At 43.5% G+C, this 22,942-nt stretch carries 20 protein-coding genes and 1 pseudogene; 5 read left to right on the plus strand and 16 right to left on the minus strand.

The genetic code is table 11. From position 1 onward, the window contains the following. Positions 1-162: 162 nt before the first annotated feature. The 6 genes from LC065_RS17690 to LC065_RS17715 all read right to left on the minus strand — a co-directional run bounded on the left by LC065_RS17690 (position 163) and on the right by LC065_RS17715 (position 5,392). The gene (locus LC065_RS17690; RefSeq protein ID WP_226588537.1) at positions 163-654 is read right to left on the minus strand and encodes a hypothetical protein; all 492 of its coding nucleotides are present in this window, start codon (positions 652-654) and stop codon (positions 163-165) included. 43 nt (positions 655-697) lie between these two features. Next, positions 698-1,702: a DUF3231 family protein gene (locus tag LC065_RS17695; protein ID WP_226588535.1), complete on the minus strand. Its 1,005-nt coding sequence runs from the start codon at positions 1,700-1,702 to the stop codon at positions 698-700. Positions 1,703-2,207: 505 nt separating this feature from the next. Further along, positions 2,208-2,396: a DUF6366 family protein gene (locus tag LC065_RS17700; protein WP_226588533.1), complete on the minus strand. Its 189-nt coding sequence runs from the start codon at positions 2,394-2,396 to the stop codon at positions 2,208-2,210. Between the two features lie 263 nt (positions 2,397-2,659). Then, a complete protein-coding gene (locus LC065_RS17705; RefSeq protein WP_226588531.1) occupies positions 2,660-3,748 on the minus strand; it encodes an NAD(P)-binding protein in 1,089 nt (362 codons plus the stop codon). Between the two features lie 214 nt (positions 3,749-3,962). After that, complete coding sequence (locus tag LC065_RS17710; protein WP_226588529.1) at positions 3,963-5,045, minus strand: mechanosensitive ion channel family protein; 1,083 nt, start codon at positions 5,043-5,045, stop codon at positions 3,963-3,965. Between the two features lie 137 nt (positions 5,046-5,182). Next, a complete protein-coding gene (locus LC065_RS17715) occupies positions 5,183-5,392 on the minus strand; it encodes a transcription initiation factor TFIIIB (RefSeq protein ID WP_226588526.1) in 210 nt (69 codons plus the stop codon). Between the two features lie 233 nt (positions 5,393-5,625). Here LC065_RS17715 and LC065_RS17720 point away from each other — a divergent pair, with 233 nt between their 5' ends. Further along, entirely contained in the window at positions 5,626-6,729 is a 1,104-nt protein-coding gene (locus LC065_RS17720; RefSeq protein WP_226588524.1) for a GGDEF domain-containing protein, read from the plus strand. Positions 6,730-6,952: 223 nt separating this feature from the next. After that, the gene (locus tag LC065_RS17725) at positions 6,953-8,674 is read left to right on the plus strand and encodes a sulfatase-like hydrolase/transferase (RefSeq protein ID WP_306163599.1); all 1,722 of its coding nucleotides are present in this window, start codon (positions 6,953-6,955) and stop codon (positions 8,672-8,674) included. A 226-nt stretch (positions 8,675-8,900) separates the two neighbouring features. Here the strand turns inward: LC065_RS17725 and LC065_RS17730 are convergent, their stop codons facing one another. The 10 genes and pseudogenes from LC065_RS17730 to LC065_RS17775 all read right to left on the minus strand — a co-directional run bounded on the left by LC065_RS17730 (position 8,901) and on the right by LC065_RS17775 (position 18,849). Beyond that, on the minus strand, positions 8,901-9,026 hold the full coding sequence (locus LC065_RS17730; RefSeq protein WP_264187662.1) for a hypothetical protein: 126 nt from the start codon (positions 9,024-9,026) through the stop codon (positions 8,901-8,903). 158 nt (positions 9,027-9,184) lie between these two features. Then, positions 9,185-9,628 carry a GNAT family N-acetyltransferase gene (locus tag LC065_RS17735; protein WP_226588519.1) on the minus strand — a complete coding sequence of 148 codons (444 nt, stop codon included), beginning with the start codon at positions 9,626-9,628 and terminating at the stop codon, positions 9,185-9,187. A 286-nt stretch (positions 9,629-9,914) separates the two neighbouring features. Then, positions 9,915-10,352 (minus strand): cell wall hydrolase, encoded by a 438-nt coding sequence (locus LC065_RS17740; RefSeq protein WP_226588517.1) that lies wholly within the window; start codon positions 10,350-10,352, stop codon positions 9,915-9,917. Between the two features lie 149 nt (positions 10,353-10,501). Continuing rightward, positions 10,502-12,463 carry a phospholipase D-like domain-containing protein gene (locus LC065_RS17745; RefSeq protein ID WP_226588515.1) on the minus strand — a complete coding sequence of 654 codons (1,962 nt, stop codon included), beginning with the start codon at positions 12,461-12,463 and terminating at the stop codon, positions 10,502-10,504. Positions 12,464-12,820: 357 nt separating this feature from the next. Then, positions 12,821-13,660 carry a DUF817 domain-containing protein gene (locus tag LC065_RS17750; protein WP_226588513.1) on the minus strand — a complete coding sequence of 280 codons (840 nt, stop codon included), beginning with the start codon at positions 13,658-13,660 and terminating at the stop codon, positions 12,821-12,823. Positions 13,661-13,670: 10 nt separating this feature from the next. After that, positions 13,671-13,883, minus strand: a complete 213-nt coding sequence (locus LC065_RS17755; protein ID WP_226588511.1) for a helix-turn-helix domain-containing protein — start codon at positions 13,881-13,883, stop codon at positions 13,671-13,673. A 10-nt stretch (positions 13,884-13,893) separates the two neighbouring features. Beyond that, positions 13,894-14,376: a DUF2975 domain-containing protein gene (locus LC065_RS17760; protein ID WP_226588509.1), complete on the minus strand. Its 483-nt coding sequence runs from the start codon at positions 14,374-14,376 to the stop codon at positions 13,894-13,896. A 264-nt stretch (positions 14,377-14,640) separates the two neighbouring features. Beyond that, complete coding sequence (locus LC065_RS17765; protein WP_306163600.1) at positions 14,641-15,960, minus strand: aspartate aminotransferase family protein; 1,320 nt, start codon at positions 15,958-15,960, stop codon at positions 14,641-14,643. Positions 15,961-16,000: 40 nt separating this feature from the next. Beyond that, positions 16,001-17,400, minus strand: a pseudogene (locus LC065_RS17770) (YjiH family protein). 87 nt (positions 17,401-17,487) lie between these two features. After that, positions 17,488-18,849 (minus strand): sigma-54 interaction domain-containing protein, encoded by a 1,362-nt coding sequence (locus tag LC065_RS17775; protein WP_226588503.1) that lies wholly within the window; start codon positions 18,847-18,849, stop codon positions 17,488-17,490. 317 nt (positions 18,850-19,166) lie between these two features. Between LC065_RS17775 and LC065_RS17780 the strand changes: the two genes are divergently transcribed. The 3 genes from LC065_RS17780 (at position 19,167) to LC065_RS17790 (ending at position 22,940) form a co-directional block, all read left to right on the plus strand. Continuing rightward, complete coding sequence (locus LC065_RS17780; RefSeq protein ID WP_226588502.1) at positions 19,167-20,009, plus strand: aldo/keto reductase; 843 nt, start codon at positions 19,167-19,169, stop codon at positions 20,007-20,009. A 581-nt stretch (positions 20,010-20,590) separates the two neighbouring features. Then, a complete protein-coding gene (locus LC065_RS17785) occupies positions 20,591-21,325 on the plus strand; it encodes a PAS domain-containing protein (protein ID WP_226588500.1) in 735 nt (244 codons plus the stop codon). Between the two features lie 415 nt (positions 21,326-21,740). Next, the gene (locus LC065_RS17790; RefSeq protein ID WP_306163601.1) at positions 21,741-22,940 is read left to right on the plus strand and encodes a M20 metallopeptidase family protein; all 1,200 of its coding nucleotides are present in this window, start codon (positions 21,741-21,743) and stop codon (positions 22,938-22,940) included. Positions 22,941-22,942 lie beyond the last annotated feature (2 nt).

A 22,942-nucleotide genomic window follows, 5' to 3' on the forward strand; every position in this document is an offset into this window, starting at 1 on the left:
CTTTCTTACATGAAGTTGTTACAAGTATAGCAACTTCAGCACTTGATATAGAAGAGAAACATACAAACTTACAAGGTATAGGGAAAATAATTGATTATGGGCTGTTAAATTGTTGTGTTCCCCCGCAATTGGAGTCTGTTTCTCCAATAAGAAAGTGAAAGTTTAGAAGGTTTCCTTTGGGTGATACTTCAATAATAACCTTCTTACACTCTCCCCAATACCTAAACCAACCGGCAAAAAGAGAACTGGGAGCCATAATGGACCAATGAAGTATCCAAAAAAAGTGAATTTGGAAGAAAAAATTAGACCTATTGTGACAGAATAGGCCGAGGATACAAATGGCAAATAAGCAAAAGGTTTTTCCTCCCCACCACCAGCATCCTTATAGGCATCCCATATCGAAAAGAAATATAAACACGGATAAAACATGAGCCACATGTAATTGGTTTCAGCGATTGCTTCCTCAATTTTTAAATTAAAACTCAAAATAATGACCTTATTGAAGTTTCCCATTACATTAACAAGCAGTTCTGAGATCACTAACAATATTCCTTTAATATATTTGCCATTCAGCAATTGCCCAAAGCCCGGCAGAGCAATACTCCATAATAAAACTTCTAATTGCTTACTTTTTTTAGAATAACCAATTCCCATAACTTCACCTAATTTGCTAAGCCTTTTCTGTCAGAAGCTCTACTTACTTTTCTTTTGCTATTTCCTTTCTATTTGGGGCAAGTGGTGGCTGTTCCAACCAATTATTTTTGGTCATCAGATTAAACCACTCTTTGGTGATCATGATATTTTTTATTATGATTTTTTCATAAGTGGCTACGAGATCGACTCGCATGGCGGTTGCTAAACCTGACCCATGGTAGGATTGGGCAGTTTGTAATAAGAAACCCATGTGGTACAACATTAACTTGTCTGAAAAGGGGGAATCCTGTGAAGTGGTAACTTCTGACTCCCAAGACATTGGAACAGGCAAGTTATCTCCTTTTAAGATATTTCCTAATGATTGGATTTGTTTGTTGGATGCACTTTGCATACTCTCCAAAAATTTTCTAACCTCTTTTGATTGGGCAACTTGACTAAATCCTATAGAGAGTGATTTTTCCAATATTTTTTTCTTTAAATTGAGGGAGACCGCAATAATTTCTGTTGCAGCTAGAGGGCGATTTCCGCTTGAAAAACCATGAATAAACTTTTGTCCTGTAACATATTGAGGTTTTGTTTCAGGGTAAAAGTAAGGATCTTTTTGGAAATGGCCTTTTTCCAATAGCAAGTCCGTAGTTCGCTGATACATACTCATAGCTTCATCACTACAAGATTCATAAAAATCTCTTACATCTCTCCTGACAGAAGAGCTCAGTGAGGTTGTATGCCCCATTAGACCGTGCAGCGTCATAATATGCAAATAGTGTAAACAAAAGATGTCAGAAAACAATCGACCTGCGCCTTCATTAAGGTCTGATTTTGAAAATCCATCCGGAACCGGGAACCCATCTTTTTTTATAAACCTTTCTACTTCCTGTAATTGATTATCTGAAATTTTAATTGAATCTGCGAATATTTGTCTTATTTTCTCATCTTCTATAATGGACAACATATATTTGTTTACCATTTGAATGGATGTTCCATTTACATACTGCCCCCACAATGTCCCGATTTCGGCAGAAGTGAGTTTTAATTCATCCTTATCCATAGAATCACCTCTTCTTCATAATGCCCAAAGTATGAAGGTTTTATATAGATAGCTGCGCGGAGAATTTCAAGATAAGAATCCAACCTGTTTCTTAGCAGAAAGCAGCACCTTCTTTGAATTCCCTTATTACTTATGACTCGCAGCTTAAACCCCTTCTATTCACGATACCCACTATGGATATAGTAAAAGCGGCATCAATGATTATAAGAAAGCTCCTTTCTATCCTAATCAGTGTCACCCTTGTCACCCCGAAACATAATGAAAAATTGACTTATTGAAATTCCGATAAAACTTCCAATAAAAGAACGCTTATCCATAGAGGATGAACTTACTTTTTGCCAGAACAACACTCCCTTTCATCAGCCCAAATGGATATAGGTAATCCTACCACCTCGGTATTTCCATTCTCAATGAACACCTAACAAACGCTCCCACAAAAAAAAGGCGATTTCTTTGATGAAGAAATGACCTTCTTATAATTACCTTCATTATTACAAATAGATTATCAACGAAAAAAAAGGCCGTATAGGATAAATCCCGCTATCAAAGCAAGAAGGATACTCCCAGTCGTTTTCCACCCTAAATTCCCTACCAAGTCAGGAAGTCCCCCGCCGTGAAAACTTCCTGAAGGATCTTTTTTTAATTCTTCTTGTCTGAATCTTTCCCTCTTTGTTTCAGGTTTTTCTTCACTCATTAGCCCACCTCCCATAGTCGTCTATCTCTATGTACGTTTAACCTTATCCTGTTTAATCCTCTTCACTCCCTTAAACACTCTTACAAAAGAAACCTTAAAACATCACAAAACTCCCCCTATGTATACGATTATGCAAGAAAACCGTTTCAGATTATTCACATCATACATCTATTCTTTCCCATACTTTTTTACTTCCTTCAAAAATAAAGAGGACGATTATTCATATGAATAATCGTCCTCTATTGTACTATAGTGTAACCCGTTTATTTTGAAGTAAAAGGCTTCAACAAGTGGCTGAGTCCTTTCAACACACCCAAATTCGGCTGAGTGATAATCTTCCTTACCACCTGATTGTGAAGCGACTTCGTAATTAAATCCAGTTGATGGTTGCTTAACCGTTCAATTCCTCTGCGGAGTACGAGGGATTGATCATAATCCTTCAAGAGCGGTTTACATAGCTTTTCATAATCCCCTTGCCCGCATATATCGAGTGCTGCATAAATACCACTAAGAATAGATCCCGTCTGTCCGAAACCTAAGAATGGAGTAATGGCCCCGAGACAGTTACCAACAAAGAACGTGTTTCCGATTCTTGGATAATGGCATTTCCCTACCATGTAATCGGAGATCGTAAATTCATGTTCGATGATTAATTCCTGATTCAGGGTACGGGAGGCTTCCTTCACCATGGTTTCCCAGAACTCATTTCTTTTCTCCAGCCACTCGTCTTCATATTGCGGATAGACGATTACGAGAGTCCCCTCTGTTTTGGAGTGAGGGATCAAATAGCCCATACCTTTGGGAGCGAAATCGTTATTAAACCAGGTATGTACCTCATTACGGACAAAATCACCTTTTACGATAGCACCGGCAAAAGCTGAAGGAAGGGCTATGTCATAGGGCTGGATCTGCTGTGTATCCTGTGGGTCGCCGGTGGCTACAATGACATGGGTATATTCTTTTGAGATGTTTTCATAAACCGCATGGCTGTCATAATGGATTTTGCTATGCACCAGCTGTTGGGCTAATTGCTTCTCATAGGAGTCTTTATATTTCCCCCGCATATTGATGAAACCGATTTTCCCTTCTACATAGGCCGATTCATTTTCTGAATGGACATAGATCTTCTGTACATTGCTGGCCGGCTTTAAGTGGATATCATAGGTTTCAGAAAAGAATTTTACTGAGTCGTTGATGGGTGCATGAAGAATAGGCGTCATTAATTCCGCAATATCATAACGTAAGCCTATTTCCTTCCCTTGTTCAAAAATATCGGCGCTTTGCCCGTGTTTTTCCAATGTCAATGCACACGAAAGACCGGCAAGTCCCGCCCCAATAATTGCTGTTTTCACGAAGTTTCCACCTTTTTTCATAGTGTTCGTAAAGACATTGATTTTATTCTTTGGTGGTATCAAGGGATATGAGAAAACATGGCAGGTATGTTTTCTCATGGGGATTTGAACTTCCTGTACTCCACACTGAGCTTCGAGAATTTCTTTTACATTTATAAACCCAAAAAAAAGCATAAGCCTTCATTGAAAACTTAGGCTTAAACTCACGAACCTCTCAAGAGTCCTCATCCTGCCCTTTTAGAAAAGATGGAGGGGCAGATTTGATGTGCAAATCTCTTTGAGGGAAAGGAATTTCAATCCCGTTTTCATTCAGTTGCTCATAAATGGAGAAGTTCAGCTCACTTTTCATCCGGATGACTTCTTTCGGATCGGAGATCCAGAGAAACAGTTCAAAGTCCAAAGATGAATCACCGAAGCCCTTAAAATTCACGTAAGGGGCTGGTGATTCCAGAACGAAGGAATGCTCCTGCCTCGCTAATTCAGCGACCACAAGAAGGATTCTTTTCACCTTTTGAACATCTGTTCCGTAGGCCACCCCGATTGGAATCGTCAAACGAAGTCTCGGATCCGCAAACGAACGATTCACTACTTTCTCCTCTAAAAAATAAGAGTTCGGGATGATGATGTGCTCATTCTCAAGCGTACGGACGACCGTCGCCCGCATACTGATTTTTTCAACATCACCGATGACATCATCAATAAGCACTCGATCCCCGACTTTTATCGGTCGTTCAAAGAGGAGGATCAATCCGGATATGAAGTTAGAAGCGATGTTCTGCATTCCGAAACCGATCCCCACACCTAAGACCCCGGCAAAAACAGTCAGGGCACTCAAATCGATGCCGACCGTGGTCAAACTGACTAATACCGCGACGACCATGATGACATAATGGACGATCCGTTCCATCGTGAACTGGATACCCTTATCCAAATGATGACGCTCAAAGAAAAATGGCAGCAGATGTTCATTCAGAACCTTTGATAGTCTATAGGCAAAGGTGATGATCAGTACGGCAATAATGATTAAAAATAATGTAATCTCTACTTGGCCGATAGTGAATAGCGGAAACAAGAGCCAAGCGGAATCAGAGAAATAGAAAATCACGAATAAAAGCAGGCCATTGAACACAACCCAATTGATCAAAGAGAAGGCTGCTCTCTGGATACTTCCCCTGTCCCGGAATAACCGGTTGATCAATAAGCTCAATCCCAAACGGATCAAGAATAGAAACAATAAGAAGCCCAATACGATAAGAATATCCGACCAGGGCCAGTCGTTTACCTGGTAGATTGACATAAGCACTCACTCCATACAAGTCTATAATCCTTTTATTCCCTCTCAGGATATATTAAACAAAAAGACAGGAAACTCCTCCCCTGCTACGCGTCGTTCTGGAGGATACTCCGCTTTTCACATGCATGGCGATCCCTCCATTATTCTATCGTCCCTTTAAACTTCTCCGGCTTTTTCACATAGCTCTCCATGATATATCCACAGCTTGTGCAGAGGATGTGTTCCACTTCAGAGCCAAAAGACATGGCTTTATTAACAGGAAGCATGACAGCGTATCCGTTCTGCTTTCCTCTCCCTAATTCCCTTCCACCACATTTTGGGCATTCTTCTATATTCGATGAATGATTCATCTTGTCCCCTCCTCCTGCGGTGATGCAAACGGTCTTGGAATCTTTTACACCGAACGCAGCTTTTTTGAGTTTTCTATTTTCTTCCTTTATAAGAAAAGTATATAATACTACACAGGCTGTACCAAACAAACCTTCCCTTCCTCGGAGCATTAGAATAGAGACAGAAATCGTGTGAGGATCAGATCGATTGCCTCACCTACGAGGAAAATTTTTCACATACATAGGTGATTCCATTGATTTTAAAAGAATTAATATCCAACTTAGCCCTTTTGATCGCATCATTATTCGTTTATACCCAAACGACCCAGGCCGCTCCCTTAAGCCGGTCTTCAACATTCAAGAACAAAATGGTTTCAGGGATTCTGGCGGGAGTCTTGAGCAATGTCCTTATGCAGTACAGCATGCGCTTCGACAGCACCATTGTTGACTTACGTCATATCCCGGTCATTCTCGTCGCTTATTACGGAGGGACCATTCCGGGGATTGCAGCCATGTGCCTCGTCGCCGTCGGCCGCTTCCTTATTGGATTCAACACATCATCCCTGCTTGCTCTATTCCTAATCGTTTCGATTACCCTCATCACATTGACCATCACTAGACTGAGCATGTCCAAGCGGATTAAAATCTTCTGGACACTCACCTCATCGAATGTGATTTTCACAATTATGATTGTTTATCTTTTACGAAACGTAAGTACCTTGACCTTCTTGATTCCATCTTTTTGGATCATCTCGTACTCGGCTGGTTTTATTTCTTTCTATGTCATCGAATTCGTCCGTAAAAGTCAGAACTTGTTGAATAAATACAAAGCTGAAGCAGCAACAGACGGTTTGACTGGATTGAACAATGTGCGCAAGTTCGACCAATCCTTCAACGAGATCTCGGCTCAAGCCATACATAAAGATGAGAAGTTGTCTCTGTTATACATTGATATTGACCATTTCAAAAAGGTAAACGACACCTATGGTCATAAAGAAGGTGACCAGGTTTTGATTGAACTATCCCAGATCCTGAAAAACACTGTGCGATCTTTCGATATTGTGAGCCGGAATGGTGGAGAAGAATTTACAGTGATTTTATTAGATTGTCCGACAGATCGAGCCAAGGATATCAGTGAAAGAATCAGGACAAAAGTTGAAGGTCACTCCTTCCTGTTAACTACAGGGCAAGTGATTCATATTACGGTCTCCATTGGGCTTGCCTGCTACAATGAGACAACGATTGAACCAAAATTATTAATCAAAGAAGCCGATCTTGCCTTATATGATGCAAAACAAACAGGCAGAAATAAAGTGTGCATCACCTCAAGCCGTGAATGGGCGAGTCATCGAGCGTAACTTTTAACAGTTACGTTCTTTTTTTGCTCTCAAACCAATAAGGAGAAGGAGAGAACATTGAATGGACCTTCGTAGATGACAGGGTTTCGGGCCAAATAAAATCCTTTCATCCACATATATTTAGAACAATACACGGTCTTAGAATGAAGGGGTGGTAGATATGGAGAAAAAGAAGCGGCCGAACATCCTTGTTTTGATGGTCGACCAGTAAAGGTATCCATCTGTGTACGAAACAAAGGAATTGAGAGAATGGCGGAAAGAAAATTTAGTGACCCAGAACTTATTACGTAAGAATGGGATGGAGTTTTTGAGTCACTATGCCGGAAGTACCGCCTGCTCTCCCAGTCGGGCTACGCTTTACACCGGCCAATACCCTTCGCTTCACGGAGTAACACAAACCACCGGAGTAGCGAAAGGACCGTTTGATCCGGATGTTTTCTGGCTCGATCCAAACACAGTACCGACCATCGGGGATTATTTCCGTGCAGCTGGTTATCAGACGTATTGGAAAGGAAAATGGCACGCCTCCGATGAGGACATATTAGTACCCGGGACCAAAAATGCCTTTCCAAGCTATGACCCGAACACAGGAGTGCCTAATAGACAAAAGGAGAAAATTTACGAGGATGCAGACCGATTAGGCCGCTTCGGATTTTCCGGGTGGATTGGACCTGAACCCCACGGATCGAATCCGCGTAATTCCGGCTCTTCGGCAGCTCTCGGAACCAGTGGACGGGATGAGGTTTATGCTACTGAAACCATCGAGCTGATCCAGGATCTGGAGAAACAGCCCAGTGAAAAAGATTCGCCCTGGTTCATCATGTGTTCCTTCGTCAATCCGCATGATATCGCACTGTATGGGATTCTGACTGCTCTTTCACCAGCGTTCCAATTCAATATCGATCCAACACTACCCCAAATCCCGCCGGCACCTACTCAGCAAGAATCTCTTTCAACGAAACCAGATGCGCAGGAAAGTTATCGAATAACGTATCCACAAGCGTTGCAGCCCATCATCGACCAGCCCTTTTATCGCAAACTCTACTACAGTCTGCAAAAGCAGGCGGACGAAGACATGCACAGAGTCTTTCGAGCTCTGCAGAAATCTTCCTTTTATGAAGATACCATCGTCATTTTCACATCGGACCATGGAGAATTGCTTGGAGCCCACGGCGGCCTTCATCAAAAATGGTATAACATGTACGAAGAATCCATTCACGTCCCGCTTATGATCCATAGCAAGAAACTTTTCTCCCAAACAGAGCAGACAGACATGTTAACGAGCCATGTCGATCTTCTGCCTACGATGCTCGGACTTGCTGGGATCGATGCAGGTCAAATCCGAGAGAAATTGAGCCGCTCCCACAACGAAGCCCAACCCCTGGTCGGAAGGGATTTGACCCCTCTGATCAAAGGAAGGTCTCACTTTTTCAGAGCCAACGAACCTCTCTATTTTATGAGTGATGACGACATTACCAAAGGGCTGAATCAGACGACTGCAGCCGGGATCCCTTATGAATCCGTTGTGCAGCCGAATCACATTGAAGCCGTCATTACAAAAATCAAAACCGGGAAGAATCACGAGGAAGAAACGTGGAAGTTCGCCCGCTATTACGACAACCCCCAATTCTGGAGTGACCCTAGGTGTAGTGATACGTTGCAGAAGAAAGGAAAGGCCATGGAGGTAGAAGATGACATACAATGCTCCTGCTGTGTAACCACAACAAAAACAGAACCTGTTCCGTCTCAATATGAACTCTATAACCTTACGACAGACCCGCTAGAAGAAAAGAATTATGTCGACCCTCAATACTCGACGCCAGAGTCAAGGATTGTGGAAGGATTATTGTTGAACACCTTGGAGCAGCAGTGCAACCAAAAAAGACTGGAGCCATCAAGCGGCGAAGTGCCTGGAATGCCCTCATGCAATTGCCAGGAAAATTAGAGAGGTCTCACGATCAGAAATCATTAAAAAAGGATGAACGCTGCTTACGTTCATCCTTTTTATCCCTTTCATCTATGATATTAAAAGATCCATAGGGACACTGCCGATAAAGACGCACAAGTAAGGAGAGGGAAAAGACATCCCACTCCCACGCATCCTTCCAGCCAACCATCTAAAAATCTACGAAATTTACCTTTTTTATTTTTATGATCATGATCAAGCTCAGTCATGTTATTCTTTCCCACCATCTTTTTCCTTCTTCTTTGTACTGAAACCAGTAAATGAGCAGGGCATCTCTAACTATGATGGACCCTTGCATCAAGTATTTGAGAATGAATACAAACGTATCCATGTTCATGGCTCCTTTTCTCTAGAACCATACTATCAAAGATGGCATCCTATGCATGCAAGAAAAATGTGCCATGGGGTGTTGTGATAGGTTCCCATTCTCCCCATCAAAAAAAGCAAACCCACTGTTAGTAGGTTTGCCCGCTTCAGGATAAGAAAATCTTATAAGACCATTCGCATCTCGATATCACGATCTTTCTGCTCGACTGTCTTAAACCCGATTTTTTCATAAACACGAATGGCTGCTTTATTTTGTTCATCCACCTCTAACCGTACCTCATTCATGTCTTGGTCATAGTGATGAATACCAAAAGATATGCCCTGCTTTACATAGGTTGCACCTAGACCTTTTCCAATCAAATCAGGCCTCAAGGCCAATCCGATCTCCATGATGCCCCCGTTTACATGATATTCAAACAGACCAACAACTGCCTCGTCGAGAAAAGCGGCATATCCCTCACAGCCACCAGGACCTTTTAATTCTCCTGTTTGCTTATAGGAATCAAAATAAGGCTTCATCACCACTTTTTCTACAAAGCCATCGTAATTCCATGAATCGATTTGCCTCACATCTTCCATCTTGATCGGCCTGAATTCAAATTCCATTAAACCCACTCCTTCACAACTTCCACTTTTACGCATATCGACGCTATACCCTTGAGCGATCTAGCGCATAACCATTCAAAAACGACTCGTAATCAACTTCTTTTCCCTTGTCTTTTCCTTATAAACAGAATCACGATGCCCTATCCCCTTCAGCATGATAGACAATGGACCTGAATCCAATTATTTCAAACCCCTTAACAATACTCAAGAGGCACAGAAAAAGCGCACCCCTTTGCAGGACTGCGCTTTTCAAATTTTCTCTCTATCCGTATGAACGATAGCTTTCTTAAACGTAAACACTTGCACATGTTCCAGCTACAGGTTCATAATAGCAATGATTTTTATATCTCCCTGTAAACTGCTGTCCGTACCATGTAGGAGGGCATGTGGCATTTGGATTGAAATACCATAGGGCATATTTTGCCGGGTGCATTCTCCAATAATCCAGATTCTTCTTGGCTAATCTTTTTTCTGTTGATCGAGCCCGATTGTAAAAAAGATTCCCTTTCTGTACGGCTTCAAAAGAATAATTTCCTCCCTGGACCTGATAGATGACTTCCCGAATCGTCCTCACATCCGCAAAGTCCAGGCAGGCCGCTGCAGCACGGTTCACAATAACGTTTCCGACATACAGCATCCCTTGTTTCCCTTCCCCTACAGCTTCTGCACGCATCATCCGAGCCATCAAAGCTACATCTGAATCCGTATATTTCACTCTCGCCATTTTACTCACCCCAACATATTGTATGAAAAAAAGCTGGGTTGATGTCATCATTTAGGAAGAGAACCCTTCTGGACAACAGAGTTTTAAAGGATCGATGATAAAAAGGTTCCCCAGCTTGTGTAAGCTGGGGAACCTTTACCTCTTCTCATTTAAGGAGTTGGAATCTCTCCTCCCGCTGCCTCATACCGGGCATAAAATTCTTGTAAAAATTGATTCGTTACTCTTTCATCATGGATAAACAGCATGTTTTCATCGTTGATATCATTTCCGTTTGTGCTCCAATTTGTAGAGCCGACAATGGCGGTCGGATCACTGGACGGATGTGTAGCATCAATCAACATCGTTTTGGCATGCATTTTACGATCTTCCGCATCCTCATAAACAGGGGCGGCATGATTCCATCGGACATTAGGGTTGTTCGTTGAAGATTGGCTTGCGGTACGGCCCGTCATTTCAATCGAAGCAGACCACCATTGGTTCCAGAAGCTTTGATCAAATACACCTCGCACATCAAAGCCTGTCAAACTACCTTCCAGGTCATTGTATGAACCTTCCCACTTGTACTTCAATTCGTCGACAAGGGCCTGATCACTCCAGGCGAAAATAGAAAAGTAACTGCTGTAATCCGCTTCATTTTTCACATAGGAAGTCATTTGTCCTACGGCATCATCACCTGCAGAAAAGTACACATCCACTTCATTTCCACCAACGTCCACGGTATGAAGCGTGTTGTCCACTTTTCGCCCATGATAATTCGAAACAGCTGGATCAGGGTTCAAAGTCGCACTTCCCCACATTTCATCAAATTCGGTTTTGAAAACATCAGCGAGGGCTGTTGAATTCAATTCCACTACGTGTTGGGTGTTACCTCCAAGGACATCATTCTGCATGTTTTCCTCTGATCCATATAAACCGGTTACGGTGAAATTCCAGCTTCCTGTGAATACCCATGTTCCATCGATGACAGCGAATTTATTGTGCATCTGCTGTCCCGGCGAGTAATAGCTGCCTTCTTCTTTTTGTTCGGCATCGGCAAGTTTATATCCCGTTTCTGTGCCACTTCCGACTTGCACGGTCACTTCCTGCATCCCGTTTGTCGAAGTAGGAAGCCCGTACTGTTCCCGAAGCGCCTGGTCTTCCACAGCAAACATGATGGAATCAGAAAACACCGTCGTATCATCGCTTGTTCCGATGACATTGTCCTGTCCACGCACCAATTTTTCCACATACAAACGCATCGTTTGATAACGCTCTGTATAATGAGGATCACTGCCGTCTTTCGCATCTGCGATCACGCGTACATCGACCCCTTCAGCAGCTTTTGCCATTAGAGCATCAATGATGCCAGGTAAGTTGATTTCATAGGTGGCAAGATCGATCGACGTCGTCGCCTGATTGATTCGGTTGATCAGGCGATCTTCCAAGTTCACGTTATAATTCGCTTCGTTTCCAGAGGTCGCATAGTCATCATGTGCACATTTGTTGAAGTATACATTGATGCTTCCAGCAGACTCGCTCACATTGTTCAATTGTTCAGTCTTTGTTGAACATCCTTCTGAAGCGGATGAAGAGTTTGCAGAGGGCGTTCCAAGTCCTTCTGCATATGTATCCGTCGCTGTACGCCAATTCGAAGCATCCGTCCCCACTGATTGTGGGTCGATGCGTTCCATCGTAGCTTTACTGTTGTTATCACCAGCATACCAGGCGTCAACAGAATCAATGACTTGTGTCCCATCACTCAGCTCAAGCACCTCACCGGAGTTACTCATGGAACCTGTGTAAATCAAGTCGGCATCTACAGACGTAACAGTAGAATCGTCCGTACGTTCAAGTAAATAATAGCCTCCAGCAGGAATCGTACCTGTTAATGAAATTACAGGCGATCCGTCCGTTGCGTTCAGCGTCCAGCCTTCCAGTGAAAGATCTCCACCAGTCGGGTTGTACAGTTCAATCCATTCGTCGTTATAACTCACATTCGTTCCCATCCAGGCTACTTCACTTATGACCACATCATTTGCTCCTGCAGCCTCAGTTACATGCCCGACAGGAATGCTCGTCCATCCTAATACAAAAATAAGTACAGCAATAAATCCCGGCTTCCATCTCTTCACGTTTCCATCCCCCATTCATTTTTTCTCACAATTCTCAACGTACCATAAATGGAGGGAGCGAATTCTGAATTTACGCATCATTTACAATAAACGAATCGATGGACCTGTTCGTCTTACATATAGATGAAACCCAAGATTCATAAACTTTCCTCATTTTTACTTTTTAATAGACAAATAAACGGCTGGTTCATCCAGCCGCTTCCTTATGCTTACATCTTAGACAATCCTTCCAAAAAATGTGCAGAAACAAAGCTGATAAAAGTAAAGCCTGTTAAGGGGACAGCAAAAGCGTATTATTCTTAAATTCCAACCCTGTAACGAAATGAAAGGAACGCCCGGCTTACTTCGAGGACAACTTCACAAATATAACTTTCCATTTTCATTACGATTTTGTACATTTGAGATTTTTTCCTCTCCTCCGAGTCCAGCTCTCTCAGGAGAACCTTTCTTTACTCGCTTCAAAGTCGCTACAATAAGAAAACTCACAATTACTAATAACAGCCACGAACTCACTTTTCCTAAATGCACAAGACTCCACGCATCCGCCTGATTCGGGTATTCCCATGCGCTGAAATAAGTCGCGATATTTTCTGCGATCCAGATAAAGAAGCCGATCAGAACGAACGAAAGCGCGAGCGGCATCCGGTAACGTGTACCGTTGACCTCGTAGTGGACCCAGGCGTTCCAAAAAACGAGAATCACGAGCGCTGATAACCACCAGCGGATGTCGATCCAATAATGGTGGGTGAAAAAATTCAAATAAATAGCAGATGCCAGAGGAACGACGAGCCAGGAAGATGGCCAACGCACGAGCTCCACCTCAAGTCTTCTCCAGGCCTGGCAGAGATAACTCGCCACACTCGCATACATGAACCCGCTGTATAATGGGACGCCGAAAACTTTTGAATATCCTTCTCCCGGATAAGACCAGGAACCCATATGAACCTTGAACAGTTCGAGTGCAAGCCCGATGACGTGAAACAATGATATGACTTTTAATTCATCCCGTGTTTCAAGTCCAGACCGCACCATCCACCACTGCATCAGCAGGCAGATGATCAGCAGCCAGTCATACCTCGGCAAAAAAGGCAGTGGCACCCATTTGGTGATTGCCAAAGAAGCGAAAATAACGACAGGAAACAAACAGGACCACGCCTGCTGCCAACCAAAATGTAAGAGTTGTTTCACTGCTCGCATCCGACCCCTCCTACTCTTCGTCTTCCTGATATTCCAAGATGTCCCCAGGCTGACAGTCCAGCGCTTTACAAATCGCTTCCAAGGTTGAAAAGCGGACGGCCTTCGCCTTGCCATTTTTCAAAATAGAGAGATTCGCCATTGTAATTCCGACCTTCTCCGAAAGCTCGGTTACGCTCATTTTCCTTTTCGCAAGCATTACATCAATGTTGATAATAATCGCCATGTTGATCACCTCAGACCGTTAGATCATTTTCAGATTTGATGGTTATCGCTTCTTGTAAAAGCCTCTCCAGGACAGCAGCAAAAACGGCAATGACTGTAGAAGCGAAGATGATGACCATCCCAATCATAATCAGTCCCGGAGCATCATCAATTTCAGCGACCGTATAGATCACCGGCATCAGTACAACGTAAAGGACGCTGATGGTGATGGCACAAAATTTGACCACCCTCAGTGCTTTGACCGACAAGTCTGAGAACGCCTGGTTCCTGTCAATATAGTTCAGAAGCTTAAACGCTTGATAAAGCGCCATGTAAAAAGGGATAGCGGTTACATACATATAAATGAAAACGACCGGTTCAATGATTGGAAAATCAGACAGCAGCACGCCTGTATAGTCAGCAAACTTAGGAACAAAAAATATACACAACGCAAGAACAGGCAGACCAATCAAGATGACCGCCACTTTCAAAAAGAGAGTCGATCCACGTTCCATAAAAGCACCTCATTTCCTAATATCTTTTTCCATCATACCTCCACATTTATCGTTTATCAATAAAAATATATCATTTATAAATACTTAATTATCGATTTAGGTGCGTTTAACCTTTTAGATGATTCATTAAAAAAGCGCAGATCTCCTAGCTATAGGAGATCTGCGCTTTTCATTATAATCTTGTTGGACAGCTCAATCGACTTCTTGGTGCGATTCGCCACCCTCTTTGCCACGAATCATCACCCTTTTGGTCCGATTCGCACCTTAACCTCGTACCGCTAAACTTTTTTCATACTCCTCAACAGCTTCTTCAAAGACGGCCAGCCCCCGATCGATCTCTTCTTGAGATACAACAAGTGGCGGAATCATCCGAATGACTTCATGGTGCTTTCCACAAAGGTAAAACAACACCCCTTTTTCAAGAGACAAATCAAGGACACGCATCATCCCGGCCCCATCTGGTTGTCCGGTCACGGGATCGACAATTTCAATGCCAATCATAAGTCCGACACCGCGAATATCGCCGATGACCCGGTGTTTTTTCCTCAACTCCTCCAAACGATCTACGGCATAAGCACCAAGTGTTCTCGTGTTTTTCAACAGGTTCTCTTCTTCTATGACGTCAAGCGTGGCTAGTGCTGCTGAGCAGGCGAGCGGATTACCGCCGAAAGTCGTTCCATGCGTTCCCATCGGCCACTGGCTCATCAATTCTTTCGAAGCCACCGTAGCACTGAGCGGCATGCCTGATGCAATGCCTTTGGCAATCGCCATGATGTCCGGGGTTACGCCGAACGTTTGAGCAGCAAACCATTCTCCCGTTCGTCCAAACCCGGTCTGCACTTCATCAAAAATCAACAGGATCCCATGCTGATCACAAATGTCGCGTACTTTTTGAAGCCACTCTTTCGGAGGAATGATGTACCCTCCTTCCCCAAGAACCGGCTCCACGATCATACACGCCACCTCTTCCGGGGTCACTTGATGGTCGAACAGCATTTCAACATCCTTTTCCAGTTGATCCACACAATAAACAGCAGGATCTTCCCCCTCCGGACAGCTCTTCGGATCAGCATAAGGAACCTGGTAAGTCAGACCATTGGGCTGTAAAAATCTGCGATACTTACTTTTGGAAGTACTGACACCGAGAGCTCCTAACGAACGACCATGAAAACAACCGGTAAAGGAAACGACATAAGGTCGTTTCGTTACATATTTCGCTAGCTTCAGTGCCCCTTCAATGGCTTCTGTTCCACTGTTAGCAAAAAAGAAACAATCCAGGTTTCCGGGTAGGATTCCCTGCAGCCGATCCGCGACACGCAGGATCGAATCATACATGATGACCCCTGAAGGCCCATGCATGAGCTGGTCCACCCCTTCCTTAATCGCTTCCACGACCTTCGGATGCCGGTGCCCGGTATTGGCTACGGCGATGCCGGAAGTGAAGTCCAAATACTCTTTCCCATCGGCTCCATAGTAATAGCAGCCTTCCTCTTTCACAACCGGTAAATTGGGATGATCTTTCGCCATGCTGGGTGCGAGCAAGTCTGGTAAACGTGTGTACAATTGATCGAATGTCGGTTTCATTTTTCCATCCCCTTCTCTATCTTTGGTTCGTACATGCTATTTAAAATATGAAATGGGCAATCACAACAATAATCGGCAGAGTAATGACAGTCCTTTGCAGGAATATGACGGCCAGTTCTAAAACAGAAATCGGTATTTTTGATTTGACGAGGAGAACACCGATCTCAGACATGTAAATCAACTGCGTCAACGATACAGCGGCGATTACAAAGCGTGTCAATTCACTTTCAATACCCGAACCGATGACAGCCGGCAGGAACATGTCAGCGAACCCGACGAGCATGGCAGGGGCCGCTTGGCCAGCTTCAGGAATTCCCATCCATTGGAGGAGAGGAACGATCGGCATCGACAAATAGGTGAAAAATGGTGTGAATTCCGCAATGATTAAGGCTACGGTTCCAAGTGCCATCACTAGTGGGATCAAGGCGAAATAAATATCAAGAACCGTTTGTGCCCCTTGTTTCCCAACTTCCTTCAAACTCTTCACTTCTGAGGCTTTGTGGAGCGCTTTTTCCACTCCCCATTGGAAATTGGAAACTCCCTCAGGGGTGTCTTCAGAAATTCTCATGCCTGTCCCTTCATAATAGGTATCCGCCTTTCTGGATAAAGGAGGAATGCGGGGACAAATAAACGCGGCTACCAATCCTGCGACAACGACAGTCAGATAGAAAGGAACAAAATATTCTTCCAGTCCGATAAAACTGATCACGACCAAACTGAAAGCAATCGAATTAATGGAAAAGTTTGTGGCAATGATCGAGGCTTCTCGCTTCGTATAGTAACCCTCTTCGTATTGCTGTGTGGTAATGAGGACACCAACTGTCCCCGCTCCCATCCCAGGAAGCGAGCGCATCGATGGAAGAACGTCCAGGCAGCTTGAACACCGGTCTCATCACGCGGCGGAGCATGGTGCCGATAAAATCCATCAGACCGAACTGCATGAGTAACGGCATCAAAACCCCTGCAAATAGGAACCAGGCAGCTAGTACCGGGACAAGGGCATAGAGCATCGTTCCCCCCTGTCACTTCAGACGTGATGACAGCTGGACCGATTGCAAAAAGCGTCATAAGAGCAAATACAGCTCCCAGGATTCTTGTCACCAACCAGAAAGGATGAATATAAAAAAGCTGTTTCATAAATGGACGGTTCATGATCACTGAAGGCTGAAATGCTTTTGCAAAAATCGGGACAATGGCGGATACAACTAAAATACCAGTCATCAACCCTGGTAGAACGGGCTCTAAGTATGCCTGTACCGTTTCTGCGAGAACACCAACACCGATCGTAATTTTCCCTCCATATGGGATTGGGAATAAGAATAAAAATACGCCCAATAACGAAGGAATGATGAACCAAAGGAAGTTCCTTTTGGTTCGATAGCTGTCCGGCCTTGATTCCCTATAGTCCTTCTCAAAGTCGTCCGTCTGTTTCACTTCCATGTATTCCACTCCTTATAAAAGTAATAAAAAAGGCAAAGGAAATTTTTCATCCCTCACCCTTTATATTGCAAGAAACATGCCAACCTTTCATTTTATTCTGTATTTTTTAAGTTTTCTGACTACTGTAGGTTGACTGATCCCTAAAGCCTCCGCCATCTTCGTGGTCGTCCTGAATTTTTCTTTTGCTCGTTCAAGTCTTTCTTTTTCCACTCGATTTAGAGTTTCGGCTAATGTTTCATCAAAATTATTCATTTTTGAATAAGCCTCTCCCCTTTTACGATATCCTTCGGGTAAATCGACCGGGTAGATCACTGGATTAGGAGAAGTCACCACTAAGCGCTCTAATAAATTGATGAGTTCTCTTACATTGCCACGCCACTCGTATGTATTCAAATCGTGCATGACTTCTCTGCTCAACACTCGCTTTCGTTTGTAACGGGCAGCGAAATGATTCAAAAAGGTATGGATGAGTGGTGTGATGTCATCTTTACGTTCTCTCAAAGGAGGAATCGTGATCGGTACGACATTCAACCGAAAATAAAGGTCCTCCCGAAACTCCTTATGATCGACCGCGTGATCCAGTTCCTTGTTCGTTGCACTGATCAATCGGAAGTCGGATTGAACTTCTTCGCGCCCTCCGACGGGATAAAAAGACTTTTTCTGAATCAGTTTCAAAACCTTCACTTGATTCTGTAAGGAAAGTTCACCGATTTCATCCAAAAACATCGTCCCGTTATGGGCTAGTTCCGCGAACCCCTTTTTCCCGCCTTTGGTCGCTCCCGTAAAAGATCCCCCTTCGTAACCGAACAGTTCAGCTTCAAACAAAGCGTCAGGGATGGCCCCGCAATTGACTTCTATAAAAGGTCCGTCCGTTCGACTACTCTTTTCGTGGATCCTTCTTGCTAGCTCCGTTTTCCCAACCCCGGATTCTCCAAGAAGAAGGACATTCGCATCCACTCCTGCCACCTGATTTGCGGTCGCAAGAACTTTGCGCATCTCTTCACTTTTGCCGATAAACGTTTCTTCTTTCTCTTGTTTCAAGCGGTCCAACTCGTCACGGACACGTTCCATCTCGATCGTCATTTCTTCCATACCTGCTTTGATTTCCATGAGTTCTGTCACATCATGAGAATAACTGACCACTCGAACGAGTTCCCCCTCATCGTCAAAGACGGGCAAACCTGTCACGAGCAGCTTTTTTCCGTCGGCAACGGTTTGGACGAACGTCACCCGTTCCAGAGATTCCATCACCATAGGCGTAGCCAGGGGCGTAAATAATCCCTCTTTTTCCAAGTCATAAACCGATCTCCCGAGCAGCTCATCGGCGCGGACGTCATAGACTTTTCCTGTCGCTTCACTCACTTTGACAATCGTCCCATCTGTATTGGTGACAAGGATATCTTCCTGCAGTGAATGCAAAAGTGTTTTATATTCGGACCATTCTTCCATGAAATCCCCCACATTATTCATGATTGAATACTTTCTACAATTCTTGCAAAACCTCTTCATTATCAATGGAATTATTATTCATTTCTGAATATTTATACTTTTATTATACCATAACCTTTGGTCTTACCTGGAGGGGAAGTCACTCAATCTATGATGACGATTAACTTTTTTAAAAAATTTCCAATGTACACGCTGTCATTGGTTTACGGTTCCATAGTCAAGGTAAAAGGGTATATGTTTATGCTTTTATTAAGATGATTAACTGAACGAACTTCTTCCCCCTGCAGAAGAAGAGCCAAAAAAGGAGGGCATGCCTGATGAGTCAATCAATCCCTGAAATTCAACTAAACGATGGTCTTACGATTCCTGCCTTAGGATTTGGAACCTATCGCCTGAACGGAAACCGCGGAGCTTCCGCCATCCAAAGTGCGATAGACGTGGGGTACCGGTTGATCGATACCGCCTATAATTATGAAAATGAAGCGACGGTCGGAGAAGGAATCCGCCGCAGTCACACCCCAAGAAATGATTTAAGAATCACATCCAAACTACCCGGCCGGTACCATGAATACAACAAAGCCGTCACGGCTATCCAGGAATCCCTGTTCCGCGCCCAGCTGGACTATTATGACCTTTACTTAATCCATTGGCCGAATCCAAAGGAAGATCTATATGTGGAAGCATGGCAAGCGTTGATCGATGCGCAAAAATGGGGGCTGATTCGCTCCATAGGGGTATGTAATTTCCTTCCCGAACATTTGGACCGTCTGGAGCAAGAGACAGGCATCAAACCGAGCATGAATCAGGTGGAGCTCCATCCATTTTTCAACCAGGAGGAACAAAGAGCCTATCACCAGGAAAAACAGATTCAAACACAGTCCTGGAGTCCATTGGCCCGCGTTCAAAACATCCTCGACAATGAAGTGATCCAATCCGTTGCTGATCAATATGAAAAGACGATGTCCCAGGTTATTATGCGCTGGCATTACCAGCTTGGTTCAGTCGCTATTCCAAAGTCTTCTTCCCCTCATCGTCAAAAGGAAAATTTATCGATTTTCGACTTTTCTCTGACCGAAGAAGACATGAATCGGATCAATCTATTAACTCAGCCCAATGGCAGAATGAAAGACCAGGATCCTGCCACTTATCAAGAATTTTAATAAATGAACCATAAAACAGGCCCCCGATGGGAGGCCTGTTTTATGGTGAAGCAGGAAGAATGTCCACGATTACATCCCTTCATATAATGGATTCTTTCTTAACCTGTAAATGTTCAACACAGGTACAAGAAAGCCACTTATATGTTTCCCCCTTTGAGAAGCCCTTCCCATTCCATGAATCCATAGGTAATTGAAACGAAAACACCAACTAGCACCGTTAACATGCCTATGATTGTCAAAGAAATAGAAAGACTTTTCCAGGGTGACTTTTTCTGATCCTCATGGTCCACTCCAATGCTCATCGGTATATATTCGGGAACAATCACAGAGATCATGAAGACGTATCACAAGGGATGAGCACCTGTAAAAGTGACCAAGGAGAGAAACAAACAAAAATATAATAGAACAAAAGTTTTGACATTACTATGTAAATCATGAATGATGGACGTTGTACTAGAATCTAATAGTGATTCAATCGTTCAAGTATTATACAAATATATAAAAAGGATTTTTGTCGTAGGAAATAGAACTTAATATATAGTAGAGAGTGCTTCATCAATCAAGTTCTAAGGGGGAGCAATATGACGCCAGTAAACGAAGTTTTCGATCAACTGTCCTTAGGTGTGATGGCGATTGATTTAGACTATCAAATTACTCATATCAACCAACAAGGTGCATGTCTTTTACAAGTAAAAGAAGAGGATGTCCTTGGAAAAAATGTGTATGACCTCTTTCCTAATGCGCCAGAAGAAGTGCGCCATGTGGAAAGAACCGTTCGGACTTCTGAGGAATTCACTTTTGAAGCAATCCCTTATCAATGGGGAAAATACAATTTGTATTTATCGATTCGCACACGTTTATTAAAGGAAAATGGAAAGGTTAATGGAGCGATGGTCGAATATAGTGATGTGACCGACTTTTATGATAAAGAACAGCGGATGATGAAATGGATGGAAGACATGTCGGTAAACGTCATTCCACTATCTAATGGCATCGTTCTCCTCCCGTTACAGCCCATCATGGACCAAATCGAATTCCAATATATTCTTGACAGGGGCATACATAATGTAACTCAAATGGGCGCCCATCAAGTGATCATCGATTGTTCAACCATCACCACGGTAGACCATGTTTTCTTTGAAAAACTATCCAAACTTATCCAATCCCTGTCCTTAATGGGAGTACAGACAACCATTTCTGGAATGAAGCCTATACTTTCAAAAACGTGGGTATCTTCCAACCTCCCGACCATTAAGGTGAAGTTCTATTCGAATTTACAAGTCGCATTAAAAAATTTATATAACTCCGTACGATAGGGTCACTTTCATAATATGAGTGATGACAGGGTGAGTGTGTACTCCTCATAAGTACACTCATCCTGAACTTGTTATCGAAGATGTCACCCCTTTCTTCCTACAGCTTCCCCCCATTTCTTTTCTCCCTTATGAACCTCACTTTCTTTTTTTACTTCGTTCCCCTTTCTTATGAATCTAATTATTTTGAACCCACCAAAATGGTTCACCCTCCCTTATCCTGATTTCTATATTATTTTCAAAAAAATTCTCCCATGCCCAAACCTTGATTTATATAGGTTCTCAGCTGGTTATTCTTATTAAAATTCAGAAAACTTCCTGATAGGTTAGTGAATTTTCATGAATTATTTGTTATAGTACATAAATAACGGAACATTTAAGGACAATGTCCAAAAACTAAATTAAAGGGGTGTCCTTTTTGGGAACTATACAATCCTACATCAACGACATCGAAAAAGACATCTATCAAATACGACGACAGTTGCATAAATATCCAGAGTTAAGCGGTGAAGAAGTGAACACCTCTGCCTTGGTTAAAGAAAAACTTACGGAATATGGCATTACTTATAAGAATGGTTTTGCTAAGACAGGTGTCCTCGGCATCATCCAAGGATCTAAGCCTGGCCGTACTGTGGCATTAAGAGCGGATATGGATGCCCTTCCCATTCAAGAAACGAATGAACACACGTTTGTTTCAGAAGTCGATGGAAAGATGCACGCCTGTGGACACGACGCCCATACAGCGATGCTTCTCGGTGCAGGTTACGCTCTCAAGCAGGTAGAGGAACAATTAGAAGGAACCGTCCTTCTCGTTTTCCAACCAGCCGAAGAAGCTTCTCCGATTGGCGGGTCCGGTCCAATGATGGAAGACGGCGTATTCGATGAATACAAGCCGGATGTCATCTATGGGCAGCACGTATGGCTAGGATTACCGGTTGGTGAAATTGGTGTCCGGGACAAAGAGATGATGGGCGCTTCAGATCGCTTCTCCGTCAAAGTGACGGGCAGAGGCGGACATGCCAGCATGCCCCATGAAGGCAACGACGCGATCATCATTGCCAATCAGATGATTTCCAGTCTCCAAACCATCGTAAGCCGTAACGTCAATCCCCTGGATTCAGCTGTCCTTACGATCGGTAAAATTGAAGGTGGTCACCGCTACAACGTCATTCCTAAAGAAGTGACCTTCGAAGGAACGGTACGGACGTACAAGCCGGAAGTAAAGGAAATGATCAAGCAGCGTTTCCACACGATCCTTCATCAAACAGCAGACGCCTTCGATGCAGAGATTGACATTGACTATTTCGATGGTTATCCAGCTACCATCAACACACCTGCCTATGCCCAGCAAGCTAGGAATACCGCCAAGCGGCTGTTCGGCGAAAAAGCGACACCAGAGGTGGAACCCGCGTTAGCTGGTGAAGATTTCTCACGCTTCCTTCTCGACTACCCTGGTGCCTTCATCTGGTTAGGCACTCAAATCGACGACGCGTCTGAACAAAAGCCGCTTCATGACCCAGGTTTCCAACTGGATGAGAAAGCCTTACCCATGGGTAGCCGCTTTCTAGCAGAAGTTGCTTTAGACACGCTACATTCTCTATCCCATCAGGAGGGATAACC

Origin of the sequence: Halobacillus litoralis (genome assembly GCF_020524085.2) — a bacterium.
GTDB lineage: Bacteria > Bacillota > Bacilli > Bacillales > Halobacillaceae > Halobacillus > Halobacillus litoralis_E.